General features: G+C 66.2%; 20 protein-coding genes. 9 read left to right on the plus strand and 11 right to left on the minus strand.

The window, feature by feature from the left end; genetic code table 11:
- Nucleotides 1-207 precede the first annotated feature (207 nt).
- A complete protein-coding gene (locus CEY05_RS15030; RefSeq protein WP_088599254.1) occupies nt 208-1,719 on the plus strand; it encodes a glucan biosynthesis protein G in 1,512 nt (503 codons plus the stop codon).
- Nucleotides 1,700-4,252 (plus strand): glucans biosynthesis glucosyltransferase MdoH, encoded by a 2,553-nt coding sequence (gene mdoH / locus CEY05_RS15035; RefSeq protein ID WP_088599097.1) that lies wholly within the window; start codon nt 1,700-1,702, stop codon nt 4,250-4,252. Before CEY05_RS15030 ends, mdoH begins: the two co-directional genes overlap by 20 nt.
- Nucleotides 4,253-4,332: 80 nt before the next feature.
- Here mdoH and CEY05_RS15040 read toward each other — a convergent pair whose 3' ends face one another.
- The 6 genes from CEY05_RS15040 to apaG form a co-directional block, all read right to left on the minus strand.
- Nucleotides 4,333-4,998 carry a LysR substrate-binding domain-containing protein gene (locus CEY05_RS15040; RefSeq protein WP_088599255.1) on the minus strand — a complete coding sequence of 222 codons (666 nt, stop codon included), beginning with the start codon at nt 4,996-4,998 and terminating at the stop codon, nt 4,333-4,335.
- A gap of 247 nt (nt 4,999-5,245) precedes the next feature.
- A complete protein-coding gene (locus CEY05_RS15045) occupies nt 5,246-6,196 on the minus strand; it encodes a D-2-hydroxyacid dehydrogenase family protein (RefSeq protein ID WP_088599098.1) in 951 nt (316 codons plus the stop codon).
- Between the two features lie 267 nt (nt 6,197-6,463).
- Complete coding sequence (locus CEY05_RS15050; RefSeq protein WP_088599099.1) at nt 6,464-7,345, minus strand: DsbC family protein; 882 nt, start codon at nt 7,343-7,345, stop codon at nt 6,464-6,466.
- 129 nt (nt 7,346-7,474) lie between these two features.
- The gene (locus tag CEY05_RS15055) at nt 7,475-8,644 is read right to left on the minus strand and encodes a UbiH/UbiF family hydroxylase (RefSeq protein WP_088599100.1); all 1,170 of its coding nucleotides are present in this window, start codon (nt 8,642-8,644) and stop codon (nt 7,475-7,477) included.
- Nucleotides 8,641-9,936, minus strand: coding sequence for a murein transglycosylase A (locus CEY05_RS15060; RefSeq protein WP_088599101.1), 1,296 nt, complete (start codon nt 9,934-9,936; stop codon nt 8,641-8,643). The genes CEY05_RS15055 and CEY05_RS15060 overlap by 4 nt, the downstream gene beginning before the upstream one ends.
- Before the next feature lie 92 nt (nt 9,937-10,028).
- On the minus strand, nt 10,029-10,403 hold the full coding sequence (gene apaG / locus CEY05_RS15065) for a Co2+/Mg2+ efflux protein ApaG (RefSeq protein WP_088599102.1): 375 nt from the start codon (nt 10,401-10,403) through the stop codon (nt 10,029-10,031).
- Nucleotides 10,404-10,531: 128 nt separating this feature from the next.
- Here apaG and rpe point away from each other — a divergent pair, with 128 nt between their 5' ends.
- The 4 genes from rpe (at nt 10,532) to CEY05_RS30965 (ending at nt 15,354) form a co-directional block, all read left to right on the plus strand.
- Nucleotides 10,532-11,233: a ribulose-phosphate 3-epimerase gene (rpe, locus tag CEY05_RS15070; protein ID WP_088599103.1), complete on the plus strand. Its 702-nt coding sequence runs from the start codon at nt 10,532-10,534 to the stop codon at nt 11,231-11,233.
- Nucleotides 11,234-11,249: 16 nt separating this feature from the next.
- Nucleotides 11,250-11,957 carry a phosphoglycolate phosphatase gene (locus CEY05_RS15075; RefSeq protein WP_088599104.1) on the plus strand — a complete coding sequence of 236 codons (708 nt, stop codon included), beginning with the start codon at nt 11,250-11,252 and terminating at the stop codon, nt 11,955-11,957.
- Nucleotides 11,958-12,208: 251 nt separating this feature from the next.
- Entirely contained in the window at nt 12,209-13,729 is a 1,521-nt protein-coding gene (gene trpE, locus CEY05_RS15080; protein ID WP_088599105.1) for an anthranilate synthase component I, read from the plus strand.
- Nucleotides 13,730-13,965: 236 nt separating this feature from the next.
- On the plus strand, nt 13,966-15,354 hold the full coding sequence (locus CEY05_RS30965) for a hypothetical protein (RefSeq protein ID WP_143220448.1): 1,389 nt from the start codon (nt 13,966-13,968) through the stop codon (nt 15,352-15,354).
- Here CEY05_RS30965 and CEY05_RS15090 read toward each other — a convergent pair.
- Both CEY05_RS15090 and CEY05_RS15095 read right to left on the minus strand, forming a co-directional pair.
- Nucleotides 15,351-16,445 carry an AbrB family transcriptional regulator gene (locus CEY05_RS15090; RefSeq protein ID WP_088599256.1) on the minus strand — a complete coding sequence of 365 codons (1,095 nt, stop codon included), beginning with the start codon at nt 16,443-16,445 and terminating at the stop codon, nt 15,351-15,353. The genes CEY05_RS30965 and CEY05_RS15090 overlap by 4 nt on opposite strands.
- Nucleotides 16,446-16,453: 8 nt before the next feature.
- Nucleotides 16,454-16,906 (minus strand): MarR family winged helix-turn-helix transcriptional regulator, encoded by a 453-nt coding sequence (locus CEY05_RS15095; protein ID WP_088599107.1) that lies wholly within the window; start codon nt 16,904-16,906, stop codon nt 16,454-16,456.
- 508 nt (nt 16,907-17,414) lie between these two features.
- Between CEY05_RS15095 and CEY05_RS15100 the strand changes: the two genes are divergently transcribed.
- From CEY05_RS15100 to pgl, 3 genes are all read left to right on the plus strand, one after another.
- On the plus strand, nt 17,415-18,365 hold the full coding sequence (locus CEY05_RS15100; RefSeq protein WP_088599108.1) for a zinc-binding dehydrogenase: 951 nt from the start codon (nt 17,415-17,417) through the stop codon (nt 18,363-18,365).
- 97 nt (nt 18,366-18,462) lie between these two features.
- Entirely contained in the window at nt 18,463-19,440 is a 978-nt protein-coding gene (gene gnd, locus CEY05_RS15105; RefSeq protein ID WP_088599109.1) for a phosphogluconate dehydrogenase (NAD(+)-dependent, decarboxylating), read from the plus strand.
- Nucleotides 19,441-19,497: 57 nt separating this feature from the next.
- Complete coding sequence (pgl, locus tag CEY05_RS15110) at nt 19,498-20,241, plus strand: 6-phosphogluconolactonase (protein ID WP_088599110.1); 744 nt, start codon at nt 19,498-19,500, stop codon at nt 20,239-20,241.
- A 99-nt stretch (nt 20,242-20,340) separates the two neighbouring features.
- Here the strand turns inward: pgl and CEY05_RS15115 are convergent, their stop codons facing one another.
- The 3 genes from CEY05_RS15115 to CEY05_RS15125 are packed head-to-tail and all read right to left on the minus strand — an operon-like array spanning nt 20,341 to nt 24,166.
- Nucleotides 20,341-20,937 carry a TetR/AcrR family transcriptional regulator gene (locus CEY05_RS15115; RefSeq protein ID WP_088599111.1) on the minus strand — a complete coding sequence of 199 codons (597 nt, stop codon included), beginning with the start codon at nt 20,935-20,937 and terminating at the stop codon, nt 20,341-20,343.
- A 33-nt stretch (nt 20,938-20,970) separates the two neighbouring features.
- Entirely contained in the window at nt 20,971-22,581 is a 1,611-nt protein-coding gene (locus tag CEY05_RS15120) for an efflux transporter outer membrane subunit (protein WP_088599112.1), read from the minus strand.
- A gap of 1 nt (nt 22,582) precedes the next feature.
- Entirely contained in the window at nt 22,583-24,166 is a 1,584-nt protein-coding gene (locus tag CEY05_RS15125) for a DHA2 family efflux MFS transporter permease subunit (protein WP_088599113.1), read from the minus strand.
- Nucleotides 24,167-24,168: the final 2 nt, after the last annotated feature.

Genomic DNA, 24,168 nt, shown 5'->3' on the forward strand with positions numbered 1-24,168 from the left:
CTGAATTAAGGAATAACGCCTCGCAAGAATTTATTTCACGTTTCCCGGGCTCCCGGCACAATCGATGTGGACATTGTGCAAAAATCGCGCTGTAACATCCATCCCACCCATTGGAGCCAGAGGCCGACTCACGTGTTCTCGTTTTCCTTTCGCCGGTTGACCGGCGCGTTGTCTGCCCTTGTCTTGACGACGGCCGCCTTCGCCGGAATGGGCTATGCCCAATCCGCGCGCGCCTTCTCGTTTTTCGATGTCATGAAGCAGGCCAGGGAACTGGCCGACAAAAGCTATAAGGCACCCGAACCCAACCTGCCCGATTCGCTGCAGGAGCTGAAGTTCGCCGGCTACCAGCAGGTGCGGTTCAAGAACGACCGCCTGCACTGGCGCGGCGCGGGCACCAAGTTCCAGCTGAATTTCTATCACGAGGGCATGCACTTCAACACCCCCGTGAAGATCAACGAGATCGACGCGGCTGGCGTGCACGAGATCCAGTTCGATCCCAATGACTTCGATTACGGCAGCCTGAAGCTGGACCCGTCGGCCCTGAAGAACCTGGGCTTCGCCGGCTTCCGCGTGCTGTTTCCGGTCAACAGCGCCGATAAGAAGGACGACGAGCTGGCCTCGTTCCTGGGCGCCAGCTACTTCCGCGTCATCGGCAAAGGCCAGACGTATGGCCTGTCCGCACGCGGCCTGGCCATCGACACCGCCCTGCCCTCCGGCGAGGAATTCCCGCGCTTCCGCGAATTCTGGATCGCCCGCCCGGCCCCCGAGGACAATTACCTCACCATCTACGCCCTGCTCGACTCGCCGCGTGCGACCGGCGCCTATCGCTTCGTGCTGCGGCCCAACAGCCAGGACACGGTGATCGACGTCAAGGCCCGCATCTTCCTGCGCGACCAGGTGGGCCGCCTGGGTGTGGCACCCCTGACCAGCATGTACCTGTTCGGCTCGAACCAGCCTTCGCCGGTCGCCAACTACCGTCCTGAAATGCACGACTCGGATGGCCTGGCCATCCACACCGGCAACGACGAATGGGTCTGGCGTCCGCTGACGAATCCGCGTCGCCTGCAAGTCAGCGCGTTCTCCGCGGAGAACCCCAAGGGCTTCGGCCTGCTGCAGCGCGGCCGCGAATTCAGCCGCTATGAAGACCTGGACGATCACTACGAGAAGCGGCCCAGCCTGTGGATCGAGCCCAAGACCGACTGGGGCAAGGGCAGCGTGCAGCTGATCGAGATCCCCACGAAAGATGAAACCAATGACAACATCGTCGCCTTCTGGGTGCCGGAGAAGCCGCCCGGCAAGGGCGAGCCCCTGGATGCGGATTACCGCATGACCTGGACGATGACCGACAGCAAGGCCCACGCTACGCCCTTGGCCTGGGTGGCACAGACCCGCCGTTCACGCGATGAAGTGAAGGGTGCGGATCTGGTGCGCCGCTCCGACGGCAGCATCACCTTCGTGGTGGACTTCGTCGGTGACTCGCTCAAGTCGCTGCCGGCCGACTCCACCGTCACCGCTGACACGTGGGTCGACGGCAATGGCCAGATCGTCGAGAACAGCGTACGTCCCAACAGCGTGACGGGCGGCCGCCGCCTGACGTTGCGGGTGAATGTGAAAGACCAGACAAAACCGGTGGAAATGCGGGCTTTCCTGACCAACGGCCAGGCGCCGCTGTCGGAAACCTGGAGCTACCGCCTGCCCAATGAACCTGAAGCAAAATAACTCCTCCTCTCTCAATGACGTCTCGGACTACCTGAGCCGCCTTGCGCTGCCGCCCGAAAATCGGGCGGCGTTCGAGCGGCTGGCGGCGGAGGCGGCGAGTTCAGGCGAAGCGCCGCTTACCGCCGTTCACCAAAAGCTGGCCGACGGCGCTCCGCCCCTGGACAACGCCGTGGCCGCATCGGCCCGCGGCCGGCTGGCAGCCGGCGACGCCGTGGACCAGGAAGCGGCCCAGCTCGCGACGCAGACCGAAATCGCCGGCATCTGCCTGCCTTCGGCCCCGCCGCTGAACCGCACCCCGATGTCGCCCGAACCCTGGACGCCCAATCCGCTGGTGCGCGGCTGGCGCCGCCTGCGGGGCCAAAGGGAAAGCGTGGCGCCGGACTACCAGGCCGTCGCCCCGCAAATGGATCCGCGCTGGCGCCAGGCCGGCAGCCGCCGGCGCATGGCGCTGCTGTTCCTGGTGGTGGTGCAGACGGTCATCGCCACCTACTACATGAAGGGCGTGCTGCCCTACCAGGGCCGGCAGATCCTGGAAATCGGCATCCTGTTCCTGTTCGCCCTGCTGTTCGCCTGGGTGTCGGCCGGTTTCTGGACGGCCATGATGGGCTTCCTGCAACTGCTCATCGGCCGCGACCGCTACAGTATTTCAGCGCGCGGGGTCGACGACAAGGACATCGAGCCAACCGCCCGCACGGCCATCGTCATGCCGATCTGCAACGAGGACGTCTCGCGCGTCTTCGCCGGACTGCGGGCCACGTATGAATCGCTGGCCCAGACGGATTCACTGGAACGCTTCGACATCTTCATTCTCAGCGACAGCTACAAGGCCGACATCTGCGTGGCCGAACAGCGCGCCTGGGTCGAGCTGTGCAAGGCGGTACAGGGCGTCGGCCGCATCTTCTATCGCCGCCGCCGCCGCCGCGTCAAACGCAAGAGCGGCAATATCGACGACTTCTGCCGCCGCTGGGGCGCCAACTACCGCTATATGGTGGTGCTGGACGCCGACAGCGTGATGACCGGCGAATGCCTGAAGAAACTCGTACAGCTGATGGAAGCCAGCCCCGACGCCGGCATCATCCAGAGCTCGCCGCAAGCCAGCGGCATGGACAGCCTGTACGCCCGCATCCAGCAGTTCGCCACCCGTGTCTATGGCCCGCTGTTCACGGCCGGCATGCATTACTGGCAGCTGGGCGAGTCGCACTATTGGGGACATAACGCCATCATCCGGCTGGCGCCGTTCATGCGCCACTGCGTGCTGGCGCCACTACCCGGGAAGGGGTCGTTCTCCGGCGCCATCCTGTCGCATGACTTCGTCGAGGCAGCCCTGATGCGGCGCGCCGGCTGGGGGGTGTGGATCGCCTACGACCTGCCGGGCAGCTACGAAGAACTGCCGCCCAATCTGCTGGAAGAAGTGCAGCGGGACCAGCGCTGGTGCCACGGCAACCTGATGAACTTCCGGCTGTTCTTCATCCGCGGTTTCCATCCGGTACACCGTGCGGTGTTCGTGACCGGCGTGATGTCCTATCTGTCGGCGCCGCTGTGGTTCCTGTTCCTGTTGCTGTCGACGGCGCTGCTGGCGGTGCATACCCTGACCGAACCGCAGTACTTCGTCGAACCGCGCCAGTTGTTCCCGATCTGGCCGCAATGGCATCCGGACAAGGCCATCGCGCTGTTCTCGACGACCTTCGTGCTGCTGTTCCTGCCCAAGATCCTCGGCATCCTGCTGGTGTGGGCGCGCGGCGCCAAGCTGTATGGCGGCCGTGGCCGCGCGCTGCGCAGCATGCTGCTGGAAGTGATGTTCTCGATGCTGCTGGCACCGGTGCGCATGCTGTTCCACACCCGCTTCGTGGTGGCGGCCTTCCTGGGGCTCTCGGCCAAGTGGATTTCGCCGGCGCGCGACAACGACGCGACCACCTGGGGCGACGCCTTCAAGCGCCACGGCGGCCAGACGTTGCTGGGCATTTGCTGGGCGGCCCTGGTGGCCTGGCTCAATCCCATCTTCCTGCTGTGGATGGCGCCCATCCTGGCGTCCCTGCTGCTGATCATCCCGCTGTCGGTGGCCTCCAGCCGGGTCGACCTGGGCCGGCGGGCGTATCTGGATCGCCTGTTCCGCATCCCGGAAGAGACCCAGCCGCCCACCGAATTGCAGGCCACCCGGCGCTATACCGCGCAGAACCGGGCGGTACCGCATATCCCCAGGTTCGAGGATGCGGTGGCCAATCCCACGGTCAACGCCCTGGCCTGCGCCATGGCCACGGGCCGCCACCGGCCCAACGCGCTGAACGAAGCACAGCGCCAGCAACAGGTGGAACGCGTGCTGGACCTGGGCGTGGAAGTGCTGACCGAACCGCAGAAGATCAAGCTGCTGGACGATCCCGTGGTGCTGGCGCGCGTGCATGCAGGCATCTGGGAAAGCCAGGCCGACCATGCGATTCATTTGCGGCAGCGCACGACGCCGCCAGCCCCCGAGGAAGTGGCGCCGCTCACGCCGGACGAAACGGACGCGGTGCAGGCGCAGGTACAGATGGCGTAACGGGCGCGCCTCACGGCGGTTTCGTGAGGCGACCTGTGCGCTGCGGCCGGCGAGGTGCACCCGCCTGGCCGCAGCGGGCATCACACGATGTCGGCCAGGTGCGTGGTGCTGGTCTCGCGCACCAGCGTCATGAACGCCAGCAGATGGGGCTTGTCGCAGTCTTCCGTGCGAGTCGCCGCCCAGACCTCCGCGGTCAAGCCGGGTTCCGTGATGGGCCGCGCCGACACATACTTGCGCTGCAGGTAGGTCTGCACCACCCAGCGCGGCAGCACGGCGATGCCGCGGCTGCCGGACACCAGCATCACGATGGCAAGCGTCAGCGCCATGGTGCGCCGGGTGAATGGGATGGCGGCCGGCTTGAGTACCTGGCGCACGATGGTCAGCGCGTCTTCCGGTATCGGATAGGTCACCAGCATCGCATCGCGAAAGTCCTCGGCTTCGAGGACTTTTTTTTGCGCCAGCGGATGGTCGTTGGCCAGGATGGCCATCAGGCGGTAGCGCAACAGGTGAAAGAATTCCGTGCCGGGCTGGGGCTCAAGGTTGTTCACCAGCGCGATGTCGGCGCGGCCTTCGTGCAGCAGGGCCACCGGGTCGGATTGATAGCCCGTGACCAGGTCCACTTCGACGTCGGGCCAGCGTGCGCGAAAGGCATCGGCGGCGGGCATCAGCCATTCGAAACAGGTGTGGCATTCCAGCGCGATCCGCAAGGTATCGCAATGGCGCACGTCGACGGGGATCCTTTCCATGATTTCTCCCATGAGCCGGGATAAATGCGCTTCGATCATAAGTGCAAAACGCCCGCGGCAAGCCGCGGGCGTTTTCATGGATGGGGGAGCGATTTAACGGCGGGTGCGCGCCCCGCCGGGGCAGTTGGCCGGGGGCGCCTAGCCGGGGGTACCCAGCCGGCGGCGCCCAGCCGGAAAGCGCCCGGCCAGGGCGCCGCGTGGCCGGGCGGCCAGGCCAGGGTCGGCCATCAGGCGGACCCTGTATTTCTCAAAGTTCCCGAATCGGCTTGCCGGCCACCCAGGCCTGGATGGCAGCCAGGGCGTTGGCGTAGAAAGCGCGGAAATTGTCTTCGTTGACGTAGCCCAGGTGCGGGGTCAACACCACGTTGTCCAGATGGCGGATGGGATCGTCGGCCGGCAGCGGTTCGACACCGTAGACATCCAGGCCGGCGCCGGCGATGCGCTTGTGGCGCAAGGCGTTCATCATGGCGTCCTGGTCCACCAGCCCCGCCCGTGAAGTATTGACCAGATAAGCAGTGGACTTCATCGCGCTGAAGCACTCTGCATCGACCACATTGCGCGTGCGGTCGGACAGGATGATGTGGACGCTGACCACATCCGACGTGGCGAACAGATCGTGTTTGCTGACGTAGGTGGCGCCGCCCTCCTGTGCCCGCTCCGGCGTCAGGTTGGGACTCCAGGCCACCACGTCCATATCGAAGGCCTTGCCGACGCGGGCCACGGCCTGGCCCAGCTTGCCCAGCCCCAGCACGCCCAGGCGCTTGCGGGCCAGCGGCAAGGGCATGCCGGTCTGCCAGCCGCCCCGGCGCATGGTCACGTCTTCGGTGCAGAGGTTCTTGAACAGGCCCAGGATCAGGGTCCACGCCAGTTCCGCCGTGGCGTTGACGGCGTCGCCCGCGCCCGGTGCGCCGCAAACCGTGATGCCGCGGGCTTTGCAGGCGGCCATGTCGATGGAATTGTTGCGCAGACCGGTGGTGACCAGCAGGCGCAGATTGGGCAAGGCATCGATCAGTGCCGCCGGGAAGGGCGTGCGCTCGCGCATGATCACGATGACGTCGAAGGGTTGCAGTGCGGCGGCACGGTCGGCTTCGGGCAGGGCTTCACGGAAAACCTGCACTTTGGCCTGCGGGCCCAGCGCCGACCAGTCGGCGTAATCGGCAGCGACGCCGTGGTAGTCGTCAAGAATCGCGATATTCAAAGCCGTCTCCTGGGAGGGAAGAATGAGGGGGCGCGAGCCGAGGCAGGATTTGCCGGTACTGCGTTTGGTCGGCGGCGGTACCGCTTGTCATCGGTACTTCATGGCCGGTGTTTGCTTCTGCGATGGGAGCATAAAAGAATCGCCGTCGCAAAGCGACGGCGATATGTGCAAAGAGCGTTCACGAAGCTGCAGCCAGGGGCTCCGGCATTGGCCCTTGGCAAAGCGCCTGGCGATCCAGGCCCGCAGCGATGCCCAGGGCCGCCATTCCTACTTCGCGTCCAGCCGGGCCTGCAATTCCTCGATCGGCAAGGCGCCGCTGACGCGGGAGCCATTGGCGAAGAACAGCGTGGGCGTGCCGCGCACCATCAGTTTCTGGCCCAGGGTCAGCAACTTATCCACAGGTGCATTGCAATTCGCCGTCGGCGGCGTCTTGCCGTGCAGCATCCAGTCGTCCCACGTGGCCGCCTTGTTGGACGCGCACCAGACGTCACGCACCTTGGTCTTGGAGTCCGGCGCCAGGATCGGGTACAGGAAGGTGTAGATGGTCAGATTCGTCTGCCCTTCCAGCGTATGGCGCAGCTGCTTGCAATACCCGCAGTTGGGATCTTCGAAAATCGCCACCTTGCGCGCGCCATTGCCGCGCACCTGCTTGATGGCCAGATCCAGCGGCAACTGGTCGAAAGGCACCTCGCCCAGCTTTTCCTGGCGTTCACGCGTGACGTCCCGGCGCGTGGCGGCATCGATCAGCGGACCTTCCATCACCCAGGATACGTCCTCGTCGGTGTAGACCAGATCCATCCCGACCTGCACTTCGAAGAGGCCATAGGGCGTACGCCGCACGGCGGTGACCTGCATATCGGGGAAGCGCTCGGCAAACCGGCCCTTGATAGCCTCGGCGACGGCGGGGTCCGTCGCGCCCTGCATCTGGCTGGTACCGACGACCTTGGCACCCGCGGGCGCCGGCCGGTCGGTGCCGTAGACCTTGTCGCCCGCGGCGCCCGGCTGCCCGGTACCCGTGACCTTCTCGCCCGGGCCGGCCGGCTGGCCGGCGGACTGCGTGGAAACCGCCTTGTCCTGTGCCTGCACGGTTGCCGTCAGCGCCAGCGCCCCCGCCAGCGCGGCGGCGACGGACCATAATCGTAAATTCATTACATCTCCAATAGGCAATACAACGCCCGCGTCGAGGCGGGTCATAGGCGTTGGACACCGATGCGGCCATCCGGTTCATCGCTGCCCGGTATTGCTGGCGCTTGATAGCGCCGGGCTATATATGATCGATCATAGCCCGGAGGCCTGGGCGATAAGGCGACGTTTCAGCGCAGGGGTCCGGTCGACCCAGTTCATCCCGGCATTGCGCAGCCAGGCCAGGGGCGTCGCGTGGCTATCGAACAGGCGATGCAGCCCATCCGTGCCCAGGCGCATGGCCAGCAGCGGCTCCGCACGGGCCCGTTTGTAACGGCGCAATACGCGAATGTCGCCCGCCGCGCGGAAAGACTCACGTTCGCCCACCGCCTGGGCCAGCGCCAGCGCGTCGCCCAGGCCCAGGTTCAGCCCCTGCCCGGCCAGCGGATGCACCCGATGCGCCGCATCACCCACCAGGGCCACCCCGGGCGCGATCATCTGCGACTGCTCCAGGAACAGCGGAAAACCATGCACCGGCGCATTGACGGTCAAGCGGCCCAGCCGGCCCGCGGTGGCCAGCGCCAGGTCGGCCTGCAGACGCGCCGCCTGCTCTGCGGGCGGCAAGGCCAGGATGGCCCGGGCCGCGGCGCTGCGCAGGGACCAGACCAGCGACACCTGGGGCCCGCGCGCGCTGTCGGGCAGCGGCAGCAGCGCCAGCACACCGTCCTCGCGGAACCATTGCAGAGCCGTGCCCTGATGCGGCAGCTCGGCATCCAGGTGGGTCACGAGGGCGATATCGTCATAGGGCGCGGATTGCTGCTGCAAGCCGGCGGCCTGGCGCAGAGGCGACTTGGCGCCGTCCGCGCCGATGATCAGGTCGGCGCGCAATTGGGCGCCCTGCTCCGTCAGCACCGCCCCGCCTTGATAGCCCACGCAGCGGTCCTGGATCCAGGAAATACCCGATAAACGGGTGGCCTGCATCAGCACGCGCTCGATTTCGCTGGATTCGACGATCCAGGTCAGTTGCGGCACGGCCGCCTGCCAAGCGTCGAGGGTGACGCAGCCGTCGGCATCGCCATGGATTTCCATGGCCTGCACCGGCATGATGCGTTCGGCCGGCAGCGCATCCCAGATGCCCAGCTCGGCCAGGAAGCGCTGGCTGGCCGGTGAAATGGCGTAGACGCGCGGGTAATAAGGGTCGCCGGCCGGCGGCAGCGGTGCCGGCCGCGGCGCCAGGACCGCCACCGGCTGCTTGCGCCGGGCCAGGGCCAGGGCGGTCGCCAGGCCGACGATGCCGGCGCCGCAAACCAGGATTTCCTTGCTCATCGCGCCGACGGCTCCCCTGCCTGTTTGGGCCACAACACCCACATCTGGCCACGCTGTTTCATGCGGCCCGCCAATTGTCCGGCCTCGTCACCGTAACCCCAATAGACGTCGGTGCGCGCCCCGCCGCGTATGGCCGTGCCCGTGTCCTGGGCAAAGACCAGGCGGTCGAAGGGCTGTTCCGATGCCGGCATGGTCGTGTCCAGGAAAACCGGCGTACCCAGCGGCACGAAGCTGGCATCCACCGCCACCGAACGCCGGGCAGCCAGGGGCAGGCCATAGGCGCCGCGCGGTCCCAGTTCCGGATCGTTGACGGGTTCCTCGCGGAAAAACACCACCGCGGGATTGGCATTGAGCATTTCCTGCACCCGGCCCGGATTGCGTTGCGCCCAGGCGCGAATGTTCTGCATCGACGCCTGATCCGCTGTCATCTGGCCTTTTTCCACCAGCCAGCGGCCGATCGAGACATAGGGCTGGCCATTGTGATCGGCATAAGCCAGGCGGATGACCTTGCCGGCGTCCGGCCCATCCGTCAGCTGCACCCGGCCCGATCCCTGCACCTGCAGGAAGAAATTGTCGACGGGATCATCGACATAGACCAGGGCCGGCGGGCGGCGCGCGGGATTGGCGTCCATGGCGGCGCGGGTGTCGTAGGGCACCACGCGCTTGCCGTCCAGCTTGGCGCGCACACGCTTGCCGGCCAGTTCCGGATAAATCGAACCCAGGTCCACCGTCAACAGGTCGGCCGGCGGCGCATACAGCGGCCATTGATGCAGGCCGCTCTGCGTGCGCGAGCCGCGCACCAGGGGCTCGTAGTAACCGGTCACGGTATTGCTCGCCGGCTTGCCGTCGGCGCCCAACAGGCGCCAGGGCTGCAGATAGGTCTGCAGGAAGCGCCGCACGCTTTCCGGATCGTTGGCGGCCGGCATGCGGGCGGGATCGATGGCCGCCGCGCAGACCGGTTGCCAGGCGCGCGGGGCAGCGCGCGCCGGCACCGCCAGGCTACCCGACGTCGGCCGCATCAAGCCTTTGCAATTGCGCAGGAAGAGCGGCCAGAAATGCATCAGGTCGTCCTCGCGCCAGCGCGGCAGATCGGCGTAATTGACACGTTGGAAACGCCCGGCCATGGCGCGTGCGGGCGTGTCCGGCAGGGCCGACAGGGGCGGCACCGTCAACGCCCCTTCGGGCGCGGCGACGGCGGGTACGGTGCCCGGTGTGGCCGGGGTTTCAGGCTCGGATTCCAGCGTCGAGCAACCGGCCAGGAGGACCACGGCGGCCAGCAAGCCGGCACGCATTGGACGGGAAAAACTCGGGGAAAAATCCGCGCAGGAATCCGCGAAAAAACCTGGGGAAAATCTGGGAAAAGTCTGGGGCATTGCGGGGCGCTTCAATGCAAGGTACGCGGCATCGCGAGCAGGAATTCGGGAATGGCCACTTCGAACGGAATGCCGTTTTCGCCGACGCAGTGGTAGGTGCCACGCATGGTGCCGACCGGGGTGGGCAAGGGACAGCCGCTGGTGTATTCGAAAGTCTCGCCCGGCGCCAGCAGGGGCTGCTGGCCCACCACGCCCAGGCCGCGCACTTCCTGCACACGTTCGTTGCCATCGACGATGACCCAATGGCGGCTGATGACCTGCGCCGGGTGCTGCCCGGTATTGGTGATGCGGACCGTGTAAGCGAACACATATTGCTGCTCGCCGGGGTCGGACTGGTCGGGCACGAATTGCGGCTCGACAGTCACCGAAAGATCGTAGGGTTTCACGGGATTTCCGGCTCTCCAGGGTGGCGTGACAGCATGCCCGACGGGCAAACTGCAATAATGGCACATTATCCCCTGAATTCCCGTCGCCCTTTCCGTCGTCCTTCCTCTCTGTACGAGCGCCGACCATCATGTCCCTGACTCCCGCCCCCCGCATCGCCCCCAGCATCCTGTCCGCCGATTTCGCCCGCCTGGGCGAGGAAGTGCGCAACGTCGTCGAGGCCGGCGCGGACTGGATCCACTTCGACGTCATGGACAACCATTACGTCCCCAACCTGACCATCGGCCCCATGGTCTGTGCCGCCATCCGGCCGCACGTCAAGGCGCCGATCGACGTGCACCTGATGGTGGAGCCGGTGGATGCGCTGATTCCCGAGTTCGCCAAGGCCGGCGCCGACATCATTTCCTTCCACCCCGAAGCCACGCGCCATATCGACCGCACCCTGTCACTGATCCGCGACCATGGCTGCAAGGCCGGCCTGGTCTTCAATCCGGCCACGTCGCTGGAACACCTGGACTACGTGATGGACAAGCTGGACCTGGTGCTGATCATGTCGGTCAACCCCGGTTTCGGCGGCCAGAGCTTCATCGACAATGCCCTGGTCAAGCTGCGCCAGGCGCGCGCCCGCATCGACCGCTGGACCGAAGCCGGCGGCCACCACATCGCGCTGGAAGTCGACGGTGGCGTGAAGGTCGAGAACATCGCACAGATCCACGCAGCCGGGGCCGATACCTTCGTCGCCGGCTCGGCCATCTTCGGCAAGCCCGACTACAAAGCCACGATCGACGCCATGCGCCAGGAACTGGCGCGCGCCAAGACCTTGAAAGCCTGAACAGGAATCGCCACCCATGACCACTTTCCGCGCCGCCTTGCTGGACCTCGATGGCACTTTGCTGGACTCCATTCCCGACCTGGCGATGGCCGCCAACGCCATGCGCGTGGAACTGGGCATGGAGGTGCTGCGCGAAGACGTCATCGCCACCTTCGTCGGCAAGGGCGTGGACAACCTGGTGCGCCGCACGCTGGCGGCTTCGTTGGCCGCTTCACAGTCCGACAGTGAATGCGACGAGTCACTGTTCCAGCGTGCGCGCGAGTCCTTCTATCGCCACTACCATCTGGTCAACGGCGACAAGGCCAGGATTTTCGACGGCGTCCTGGATGGCCTGAAAGCCATGCGCGAGCTGGGCCTGAAGCTGGCCGTGGTCACCAACAAGCCGACCGAATTTACGCTGCCCCTGCTGCAACGCACGGGCCTGGCCGGCTTTTTCCAGGCCGTGGTCTGCGGCGACACCTGCGCGCGCAAGAAGCCGGATCCGCAGCCCGTGCAGCATGCCTGCGCGCTGCTGGACGTGGCGCCCGAGTACGCCGTCACCATCGGCGATTCGCTGAACGACACCCAGGCCGGCCGCGGCGCCGGCACGCGGACGCTGGTAGTGCCTTATGGCTACAACGAGGGCGTCGACGTGCGTACCCTGGAAGTCGATGGTATAGTTGCCACGCTAGTCGAGGCCGCCGACTGGATCGCGCGCGATGGCGCCGTCCTGAAAACGGCCTGACATTCTTACCGCATAGCTCTTACCGCATAGTCATAACGATCATGATCGCCCTGACCCTGTCGCAACCCGCTCGCGCCACCTGGCGCTGGTGGCGTTTGTCTTCCGGGTGGCGATGACCGACGCGCCGCGCTGAACGTATTCGTACACGGCGCCGCACACAGCAGGACGATCCCCAAGCCCGGAACCAGAATGATGGCCGGGCTTTTTGCTGTTTACGCCCGGCGTGCAACCACACACCACCCGAGACCGACATGACCGAACTGGAATTCAAAGCGCTGGCCAAGGAAGGCTATAACCGCATCCCCCTGGTGGCGGAGACCTACGCCGACCTGGACACCCCGCTGGCCATCTACCTGAAACTGGCCCACGCCGGCCCGCAGGGTGGCCGCATGAGCTGCCTGCTGGAATCGGTGGTCGGCGGCGAACGTTTCGGCCGCTACTCCTTCATCGGCCTGCCGGCCAGCACGGTGATCCGCGCCACCGGCACGACCACCGAAGTCCTGCACGACGGCAAGGTGATCGAGACCCACCAGGGCGATCCGCTCGCTTTCATCGAGCAATACCAGTCCCGTTTCAAAGTGGCGCTGCGCCCGGGCATGCCGCGCTTCGCCGGCGGCCTGGCCGGCTATTTCGGCTACGACACGGTGCGCCATATCGAGCCGCGCCTGGGCCCGGCGGTCAAGCCCTTCCCGGCCGGCATGGACGAAGGCACGCCCGACATCATGCTGCTGCATGTGGACGAACTGGTCATCGTCGACAACCTGGCCGGCCGCATCTACCTGATGGTCTACGCCGATCCCCGCAAGCCCGAAGCGTATGCCCAGGCCCAGCTGCGTCTGCGTGAACTGCGCGCCAAGCTGCGCAAGCCGGTGGAAATTCCCTACAGCCACGCCAGCATGCAGACCGAGGAAAGGCGCGACTTCAAGAAGGCGGACTACCTGGCCGCGGTGCTGCGCGCCAAGGAATACATCGCCGCCGGCGACCTGATGCAGGTGCAGGTGGGCCAGGTCATCGCCAAGCCCTTCCGCGATTCGCCGCTGTCGCTGTATCGCGCGCTGCGGTCCCTGAATCCGTCGCCCTATATGTACTTCTGGAATTTTGGCGATTTCCAGGTCGTGGGCTCTTCGCCCGAGATCCTGGTGCGGCAGGAACGCGTGATCGAGCAAGGCGCTGAAAAATCGCAGATCACCGTTCGTCCGCTGGCCGGCACGCGCAAGCGCGGCGGCACGCCCGAGGAAGATGCCGCCCTGGCCGCCGAGTTGCGTGCCGATCCCAAGGAAGTCGCCGAGCACGTGATGCTGATCGACCTGGCGCGCAATGACGTCGGCCGCGTGGCCGAGGTGGGTTCGGTCAAGGTGACCGACACCATGGCCATCGAGCGTTATTCGCACGTCATGCACCTGGTGTCCAACGTCACGGGCAATCTGAATCCCCAGATGACCAGCATGGACGTACTGCGCGCGGCCTTCCCCGCCGGTACGCTGACCGGTGCGCCCAAGGTACGCGCCATGGAACTGATCGACGAGCTGGAGCCCGTGCGGCGCGGCATCTACGGCGGCGCGGCGGGCTATCTGAGCTATGGCGGTGAAATGGATGTGGCCATCGCCATCCGCACGGGGGTGATCAAGAATGGCACGCTGTATGTGCAGGCCGCTGCCGGGATCGTCGCGGATTCCAATCCCGAAGCCGAATGGGCTGAAACGGAAGCCAAGGCGCGTGCGGTTCTGCGGGCTGCCGAGCAGGTGCAGAACGGGCTGGACGAGCCGGTCTGAGTTTGCGGCGCGCATGCGCGCCCTCCCACTATCAAAGTCAACGCCTTCCCGAAGGGAAGGCGTTTTGTTTGAAGGTAGCGTGGAGCCGGCATGTCATGAAGTCCTGTTTGCGGCGGACGGATTTGCTTCGGCGTGAGGAAACTCATCATGGGTCGCCGTTACTTACCAGCATAGTTCGGCCTTGAGCATCGCTCATTCACTCCTGGGCCGGCCATCTTTCTGGATAAGAGCACGCCATGCGATCGACCGCCCTCACTGTGACCTCCCCCACCCATTCGCCGGACTCGGCCAGTATCGAGCGAGAACAGTCCAAACTCGCGAGCAGCCCGGGATTCCTTTCCCTCGTGCCGGCGATCACGGTCCAGGTCGGGCAGGAAAGGGTGACACTCAATTCCGCGGGACACGATCTGATCCAGTCCCGCAAGAAGGGCAATGCCAAGATCCTCGCCGTGCAAACCTCTCCCGACCACCGTGCGACCCGCAACCGCACGGATTCAGAGGATGCAGGTTATTGCTCCGATGACGCAAGCCCGCCACCGTCCGCCGCCTCAAGGGGCTCGGGTTCGTCAGGGTCTTCCATCTGGTACGTCCCGACGCCTCCGACTGTAGCGGCCAAATCCCGAACCATCGCCGAAAAATCCGCAACCCCGGCGTCCGAAGGCACGTCACATTCCCACATCGGCGGGACTGCGGACGACATCCCGTATATCGACGCGGAGGATGACGTACCGAAGTCCGAGGCCAGCCAGCCTTCGGCCGAGCATGCAGCGCCGCCACGGCCGCAGCGGCAGCATCTGATTCCCTCAAGGTGGCTGTTCGCGCAGGGCGATGACAACTGGCCGCTCGGTCCCGCTCCGACCCCTCCTCTGCCCAAGCCCGGCAATCTCGGCGCGCCATCCGTCCAGCCTTCTGCAACGATTGCCGCCATGGTCACAGGGGAGAATTCCAACTTCGTCTTCAATCCGCGGCCGCCCGAGGAAACGCCATCCCAGCCCTGGTACAGCGGGATCGGCAGTTTCGTCGCGGCGCAGCTGAATCGCCTGCGCGATGGCTTCAACGCCATGCGTGAGATGATTTTCCCGGCCTCCGCGCAGACGAATCCGCCGGCCGCCGCGAACGATACCTACGCCACCGCCAACAGGTCGATTCCTCAAACCCCGGAAGAAATCGCGGTGACCACCCTCGATATAGGCTTGAATATAGCGAAGAGCGGCAGGAAGGACGTGCAAAAGGTGGCAGGCATGGACGAGTTTCGTGGCCTCAAATTCCGCGGATTGACCAGCATGTACGACCTGCTCGACCCTCGGAACAACGCGTTCAAGACCAGGCCAGCCGTCGGCACCACCGCCCCGAGCGCGCAAGAGCAAAGCAAACCCGCCGCCCAGGAAGCGTTCCGCAACGTGCTCACACAAGCCGAGCAAGATTCGTACTGGGACGCGCAGAAAGTCCTGAAACCCCTCGGCCATACCCTGGGTAATGGTTCGAGGGCCATCAACGCCCTGGAAGATCCAGCGGACTTCGCCGCGTTCCAGAAGCAGGTCCTGGACGCGTTCGATATTTCCATCGTCGCGATGGAAAAAGTGAAGGGCGCGCTGTCGCCGGAGACGGAAACAAGCCCCGCCTAAACCCCTTCCAACGCCCGCCCGCGCGTCACCCGACCGGCGATGAAGCGGGCGATGGCAGGCCCCGTCATCACCACCAGCACGAAGCGCAAGGTCTGCATCGCCAGCACGAAGGACATGTCCACGTCGTGGCTGGTGGCGGCGATGATGGCAACCGAGTCGGCGCCGCCCGGGCTGGTGGCCAGGTAGGCCGTCAAGGGATCGATCCCCGCCAGCTTCACCAAGGCCACGGCGAACAGCCCGCAGATACCGATCAACGCAAACGTCGAGACCAGCACCTTGGGTAGCGCCCGCCACGCCACCGCCAGGATGGGACGCGTGAAGCGCAGCCCGATATTCCAGCCGACTGCCGCATAGGCCATCGCCAGCAACCAGGGCGGCAGCTCCAGCGTCATGCCCTCGATCAGATGCAGGGCAATGCCGATGCCCATGGGCAGCAGCAAGGCGCCCGCCGGAATCCGCAGCGCATTTCCCAGCCACGAACCGCCCAGCGCCAGCACCATCGTCACCAGAAAGGCCCACGGCGACACCGGCGGAAACCAATCGATCGCCACGGGCGGCGCGGCCTCCGGTACCCCGCTCTCCACGAACAGATGCGCCACCAGCGACGCCACCACGGCCACACACACCACGCGCAGGTATTGCATGAAGGCGACCAGGCGGGTGTCGGCGCCATAGGATGCCGCCATCAGCGTCATCGCGGCCGCCGCGCCGGGCGATGCGCCCCACACGGCCGTGGTCCCCGGAAACACGCGCCAGCGCGCCAGCACATAACCCAGCCCGTTGGCCGCGATGGTGACCGCGGCCACGCCGCCGAAGAACAAGGGCCACTTATCGGCCACCGTGCCCACCACCGAAGGCGGGATGCCTCGCGCGATCATGCAGCCGATCAGGCCTTGCGCGGCGATGAACAAGGGACTGGACAGCCGCACCTGCATGCCCGCCACCATGGCCAGCACGGCCGCCAGCATGGGGCCGAGCATCAGGCCCGCGGGCAGGCCGGCATGATGCAGCAGTGCGGCCAGCAAGGCGGACACCGCGATGAGCAAGGACCAGGTACGCAGACGGGGCAGCAGGACGCGGGGAAAGGACATGACGCTGCTCATACCTGTGCCAGCCTTTCCAGCAGGCGCACCGCCTGCGCCAGCGTCTTGCGCTCGGCCGGATCCAGGCGCGTATGGATGGCGCCGGAAAGCCAGTCTTCGCGCGCCGCGCGATGCGCCTTGAACCAGGCCTGGCCCTTGGGCGTCATCGACCACAAAGTCTGGCGGCCGTCGTCAGGGTCCGGCACACCGTTGATGTAGCCCGCCTCGTGCAGCGACGCCACCAGGGCGCCCATCGATTGGGGCTTGACCCCTTCCGCGCGCGCCAGCGTGGTGACTGTGGCGCAGGCCAGACGCTCCAGCTGCGCCAGCGCCGTGACCTGCGGCCATGTCAGCGCGGCCGTCGGCGTTTCATCACGCAGGCGCCGACGCAAACGGCTGATGGACGCACGCAGGTCCGCCGCGATGCGCAGCGTTTCCTGGGTGCCCGAACGGGCGCGTGGGGTGGTCATGGAGTTACCTTCGAAACCGACGTCCGGGAGGGGCCGTCAGGCAAGGGACGCGCGCCGGGATCTGTCAGCAACACCATCGGGGCGTGGTTCGATGCGGGAATATATGAAGTTTACCTTCAAAGTTTGCCTGAATAAAAGCGCCCTCGCACCGATGTGCCGCGCAGGCCGCCCTGGGGCTGCACGATAGTGGGGCAGCCACTGCGCCAGGGCTCGGCACCGCGCCACCATTGCGCACCTGAATGGTGTCCGAAGCCGTTCATGGCCCCGCGCCGAGGGCCGTAGCGGTGCCAAATCCAATGCGCCGCACCACGACGATGCATCCAGAAAATTTTTCAGCACCGTCGCAAATACATTCACCTACAACTAATTGCTGACATTAACCGGCGAGTTTGCCTACGCTGATACCTCTTATTCGCCAGGCCGGGCGCCTTCATGACAGCGCTGCAATACATGGCAGGGTGACCCGGCGTATCATGCGCCCTCGCTGTCCGAGTCGTAGCCACACTGCATGAAAGCCATTCTCTCCACCGACCAAGGCGCTGTCCTGCGGGATGTCGGTCTGCCTATTCCCCAACCTAACGAGATCCTGGTGCGCGTGCGCGCGGCCGGATTGAACCGCATCGACCTGGCCACGCTGGCTGCGCAGAACGAGAGCGTGCTGGGCATGGAATGGGCCGGCGAAATCGTCGATGTCGGCTCGCGGGTCACGGAACGCAAGGTCGGCGAGCGCGTCATGTGCACCGGCCCCGGCGCCTTCGCGGAATACGCGGTGACCGATTGGGGCCGCTCCATGCCTATCCCTTCCGCCGATGTGTCCTTCGAGGAAGGGGCCACGTTGATGCTGGCGCTGCAGACCATGCACGATGCCCTGGTAACGCGCGCCCAGCTCAAGCGCGGCGAATCGGTACTGATCCATGGCGCCAGTTCCGGCGTCGGCCTGATGGCCATGCAGATCGCCAGGTATCTGGGGGCCGCGCAGGTCATCGGTACGTCCACCAATGCCGCGCGCCGGGCCCGCCTGCACGAGTTCGGCGCCGACGTCGCGCTGGACCCCAAGGATGAAGACTGGACCGACCAGGCCGTGGCCCATACCCACGGCAAGGGCGCGGACGTCATCATCGACCAGATTTCCGGCCCGGATTTCCAGCGCACCATGCAGGCTGCTGCCATTCTTGGCCGCATCGTCAACGTCGGCCGCCTGGGCGGCGGCCAAGGCCAGGTGGACTTCAACCTGCATGCCCTGCGCCGCATCACTTATACCGGTGTGACGTTTCGTACGCGCACGGTCGAGGAAGTGCGCGCCATCACGGCCGCGATGCAGGCCGACCTGGGCAAGGCGGTTGCGGATGGCACATTGCGCCTGCCCATCGACAGTGTGTTTCCGCTGGAGCAGGCGGCCGAGGCGCTGGAACGCATGGCGACCAATGCCCACCTGGGCAAGATCGTCCTGAAGATCTGACAGGCGGGCGTCAGATTCGCCAGCGCGATAAAGTAGCGGGCATATCGCCGTGCGGGGCCGACGCCCGCGCCGGCTTCTGCCATGGAAGGAAAAGAAGATGCATATAGGATTGATCGGTTTGGGTCGCATGGGCGCCAACATTGCCCGCCGTCTGCTGCGCGGCGGCCATGCCGTGACCGGTTATGACCGCGCCGCGGCCGCCGTCACCGCCTTGAGCGCCGATGGCGGCGGCGCCGCGGCCAGCGTCGCGGCCCTGGTGCAGGCGCTGCCCGCGCCGCGCGCCGTGTGGGTCATGCTGCCCGCCGGCGCCATCACGGAGGCCACGATCCAGGAACTGGCCGGACTGCTGCAGCCCGGTGACATCATCATCGATGGCGGCAACACCATGTACAAGGACGACATGCGGCGCGCCCGCGAGTTGGCCACGCGCGGCATCGAATATGTCGACGTCGGTACGTCCGGTGGTGTCTGGGGCCTGGAACGCGGCTACTGCATGATGATAGGCGGCGAGAAGAAGGTGGTGGATCATCTGGATCCCATCTTCGCCTGCCTGGCGCCGGGACTGGGCGACATCGCCCGCACGCCGGGACGCGAGGGCAGCGATCCGCGTGCCGAGCAAGGCTATATCCACGCCGGCCCTGCCGGCGCCGGGCACTACGTGAAGATGGTGCACAACGGTATCGAATACGGTTTGATGCAGGCCTATGCGGAAGGCTTCGACCTGCTCCGGTCCAAGGGATCGGACAGCACGCCTGAAGACCAGCGCCTGCCTGTCAACGTGGCCGACGTCGCGGAAGTCTGGCGCCGCGGCAGCGTGGTGTCGTCCTGGCTGCTCGACCTGACGGCCATCGCGCTGGCGCGCGACGCCGAATTGAGCACGTTCTCCGGCGAGGTGGCCGACAGTGGCGAAGGCCGCTGGACCATCGATGCCGCCGTGGAACAGGCGGTACCGGTGCCGGTATTGGCCGGCGCCCTGTTTGCGCGTTTCCGTTCACGCCAGGAACATACGTATGCGGACAAGATCCTGTCCGCCATGCGTTTTGGTTTTGGCGGTCACGTCGAGAAGAAGGACTGAGCCCCCCTGGCCCCAACCCTCTGGACCTGTGCATAGGCCCTTAACCTGGAGCAAGCCATGACCGGATCTACCCATACTCCCGCCGCCAGCGGCACCTTGCAAGTTTTCGCCACGCCTGCCGAACTGGTCGAAGGCGCAGCCAAATGGCTGGTCGAACATATCGAGGCCAGCGAGGATCGTTATGCGCTGGCGCTGTCTGGCGGGTCCACGCCCAAGCCTTTGTATGAACGGCTGGCCCGTCCGGACCTGGCGCGTCGCATCGATTGGAAGCGGGTACATCTGTTCTGGGGCGACGAACGCTTCGTGCCCCACGACCATCCGGACAGCAACTACCGCATGGCGAAACTGGCGTTGATCGATCATGTGCCCATCCCGGCCGGTAACGTGCATCCGGTGCCCACTGACGGCACGCCGGAAGCGGCCGCCCAGCGTTATGCGCAGACGCTGCGGGATTTCTACGGCGCGGAGCGTCTGGACGTCAACCGGCCTCTGTTCGATCTGAATCTGCTGGGGATAGGCGATGACGGCCACACGGCCTCGCTGTTTCCTGGAGCGCCGCAGTTGCTGGAAGAGAAGGAATGGGCGGTGGCGGTGGTCGGACAGAAGCCGGAGCCGCGCATCACGCTGACATATCCCGTGCTGGATAGCGCGGATACCGTCATGTTCCTGGCTCAGGGACAGGCCAAACGGGAGCCGGTCGCGCGGGCCCGCCGCCATGATCCGCGCACGCCGGCGGGGCTGGTGGCGCCGCGCGGGGATCTGCTCTGGTTCCTCGACAAGGCCGCGGCGCCGGCGCAGTGATGCATGCTGTGGCGTGTGCCGCGGCCGCTTGATTACGCGTTCACAGTCATGCGCCAACGGGGGCGCGGCGTGGCTATCGCCGCATGCCGTGCGCGTCCATCAGCCCGCGTCGTCCAGCTTGTAGCGTTCGCGCAGGGACTGGCGCGAAACGTCCAGGATGGCGGCGCGGTCCGCGTCTTCCACGAGACGGGCACTGACCAGCGCGCCCAGCAACTCGGACTGGATGGAGCGGGCCGCGCGCGTGGCGTCGGCCGCGTCCATGCCCATGCCGGTCAACAAGCCCGCGATGCGCTCCTGGCGCCGGGCCATGCCGCGCGCGAAGGCTTGCCTGGCTTCGGCGTCCAGCCGTGGCACTTCGGATCCCAAGGCCGCGATGGGGCAGCCGGCATTGCGCGTCTCGCAGTGCACGCCCGATAGATAGCTGTCGACATATGCCGCCAGCGCTGCGCGCGGCGGCTTGTCCCGCATCACCTCGTCGAGCCGCGCCGTCATTTCGTCGAACATGAATTCGATGCTTTGCGCGATCAGCGCGCTCTTGGACGGGAAATGCGCATAGAAGCCGCCGTGGGTCAGCCCTGCCTCGCCCATGACCGCCGCAACACTGACGCCGTTGGGCCCCTGCTCACGAATGGCCCGCGCGGCCGCCGCCAGCACCTTGCGGCGGCTTTCCTCTTTATGTTCCGGGCGATAGCGCATGGTTCTGGCCTCAATGAGATGACACGCAACTTATCATGAGATGGTCCCTGGACCGTCCTGCCGGTCTTGGCCGCGTTGCGCGTCTGGCCTGGCCTGCGCCTCCGGCCCGCCCTGCCCTGCCACCCCGGCCCCCGCCCCCTGCCCGACCTGGGCATCCTGCCCATTCCAGCCGCCGCCGAGGCTGCGATAAGCGTCGACCGTGGCGCGGGCGCGGTCGACATCGGCCAGCACCCATGCGCGCCTGGACTGCAGCACCTCCCTTTCGCGCAGCAGGATCTCCACCATGCTGGCCGTGCCTTGGCCATAGCCCCGTTGCGCCGATTGTTTGGCACGCGTGCTGGCGGCCAGCACGCCTTGCAGCGCGGCGGCCTGGTCATCGACCTGGGCAAGTGTCACCAGCGCGTTCTCCGCGTCTTCACTGGCGCGCAGCACCGCCTGCCGGTACGCCGCCCAAGCCTCGGCCTGGGCGCCGCGCGCCTGGGCCACTTCGGCGTCCACGCGGCCGAAATCGAACAGCCGCCAGTGCAGGCCCGCCAGCGCCGCCGGCTGGAAGGCCTGGCTGGAGAAGAGATTGCCATCGCCCAACCGCTCGAACCCGAGCAGGCCGGACAAGGACACATCAGGGTAGTACTGCGCCAGCGCCGCACCGATGCCCGCCGTGGCGGCGGCCAGGCGCCGCTCCGCCGCCACGACGTCGGGCCGGCGCCGCAGCAAGGCAGAAGGCTGCAAGCTGCCGGGGATGCCAGGCAGCGTCCAGGTCACGCTGAAGTCCTTGGGTAGCGCAGCCGCATCGGCGGGGCTGCCGTTCCTGCGCACGCCTGCGACATCGGCGCCCGGACTATCGCCCAGCAACACGTCCAGGCGATTGCCCTGCTTCTCCACCTGCGCGCGCAAAGGCGGCAACAGGGCATCGTCCTGGCGCAGCCGTGCGACGGCGTCGTCGCGGTCGCGGTCCAGGGCCACGCCCTGCCGCATGCGATCTTCCATGACGGCAACATAGCGGGTGTCGGTGTCGACTTGCGCCCGCATCAGGACCAGCGCGGCTTGCGCCCCGCGCAATTGGAAATAGGCATCGGCCGTCTCCGCGGCGATGGAAATCCGCACGCCCATATGCGCGGCCTCGGCGGCGTCGGCCTGTGCACGCAAGGCCTCGGCCCTGCGGTGCAGGCCACCCGCCAGGTCCAGTTCCCAACTGGCGCCGGCACCCAGCGTACGTACGGTCTGATTACGGTCATAGCCGGGCGACTGGCTGGCGATCGTGCCCAGCGGGCCGACCGTGGACTGCCGTTCACGCGACACACTGCCGTCCAGCGCTCCTTGCGGCAGCCACGCCGTCGCCGCCTCCCCAGCCGCTGCCCGCGCCTGCGCTACACGGGCCTGCGCGGCGGCCAAATCCAGGCTCTGCGCCAAGGCCCGCTGGATCAGGCCGTCCAGCACCGGATCCCGAAACCCTGCCCACCATTGCGCCAGGTCCGCGGCCGGCGCGCGATCCGCCGCCGCCGTGGCCTGCGCGTGATACGCATCGGGCATGGCGATGTCCGGCCGCGCATAGTCGGGGCCCGACATGCAACCGGCCAGGCTCAAGGCCAACGCCAACCCGGTGGTGGCCGTGGCGACACGTGCCCATGTATTCAACGTTTCCATCTCAATGTCCTGTATCAGTACCGGCCGGCCGCGCGCCGACCTTGCGCAGCATGGGGGCGAGCACGACGGCCAGCGCGAATGCGGACGCCATGACGATGAAGGCGTCCGCATACGCCATGGTCGATGCCTCGCGGTAAACCAGCGCGCGCAGTTGCACCAGGGCCGCGGTCTGCGCGTGCGCCGCGTCACCCAGCACCTGCCCGAAGCGGGCCTGCGCGCCATCCAGCAAGGACTGCAGCGCCGGATTGGCGCTATTGAGCGCCCCGGCAATGCGATCGAAATGCAGATTGGTACGGTTGTTCAAGATGGCCCCACACAGGGCAATGCCGACGGCACCGCCCAGGTTGCGCATCATGTTGAACAGCCCGCTGGCGTATTTCAGGCGCGCCATCGCCAGGCTGCCCAAGCCCAGCGTGACGGCGGGCGCCACCGCGAAGACCTGCGGAAAGCCGCGGATGATCTGCGGCCAGAACAACTGGTCGCCATCCCAATCCGAGGTGATATTGCTGAAGCTCAACATGGACAGGCCGAACATCGCCAGCCCCAGCGTCATCAGCCAGCGCGCATCGACACGGCGTGCCAGCGCCACGTACACGGGAACGCCCAGGAAAGACCCCAGGCCCGTCGCGCACACGATGGTGCCGGTCTGCAAGGCCGACAGACCCCGCACGTAGCCGAGGAACAGCGGCAGCAGGTAGATGGTGCTGAAGATGCCCATGCCGGTGATGAAGGACAGGATGCAGCCGATCAGGAAATTGCGGTTGGTCAGGGCACGCAAGTCCACGATGGGCCGCTCGAACACCAGGCTGCGCCAGACGAACAGCACGCCTCCCACGCCGGCCACCCACGCCGCCTGGCGTATGCCGGCATCGTCGAACCAGTTCCAGCGCGAGCCCTCTTCCAGCACGTATTCGAGGAAGCCCAGGAACACCGCCAGCAACACGATGCCGGGATAATCGGCGCCCTTCAGCAAGGACAGGTCAGGTTCGTCGATATCCACCAGCGCCGCGGTGCTCAGGGCCACCAGCAGGCCCGGCACCAGATTGATGTAGAAGATCCAGCGCCACGACAGCGTGTCGGTGATCCATCCGCCGATCACCGGTCCCAGCGCGGGCGCCACCGACGCGATGGTCGCCACGGTGGCGGCGGCCAGGGGCTGGCGCTTGCCGGGGAAGTAATGGAAGGTGGAGGTGAAGACCGTGGGTATCATCGATGCCCCGATCAAGCCTTGCAGGGCGCGGAACACGATCATGCTTTCGATGTTCCAGGCCAGGCCGCACAGCAGGCTGGCCACCGTGAAACCGAAGGCTGACGCCGCGAACAGCCAGCGCGTGGAGAACACGCGGGTCAGCCATCCCGACATCGGGATCACGATGATCTCGGCGATCAGATAGGCCGTCTGCAACCAGCCGATCTGATCCTGTCCCGCCGACAGGCCGCCGCCGATGTCCTGCAGCGACGCCGCCACGATCTGGATGTCCAGCAGCGCGACGAACATGCCCATGCACATGATGGCGAAGGGCAGCACGGGCGGATGGGGCGGCGGCGCGCCAGCGCTGCCTGAGGCTGTTGCCGTGGCGTTCATGA

This window comes from Achromobacter sp. HZ34, assembly GCF_002209485.1.
Taxonomy (GTDB): Bacteria; Pseudomonadota; Gammaproteobacteria; order Burkholderiales; family Burkholderiaceae_B; genus Bordetella_C.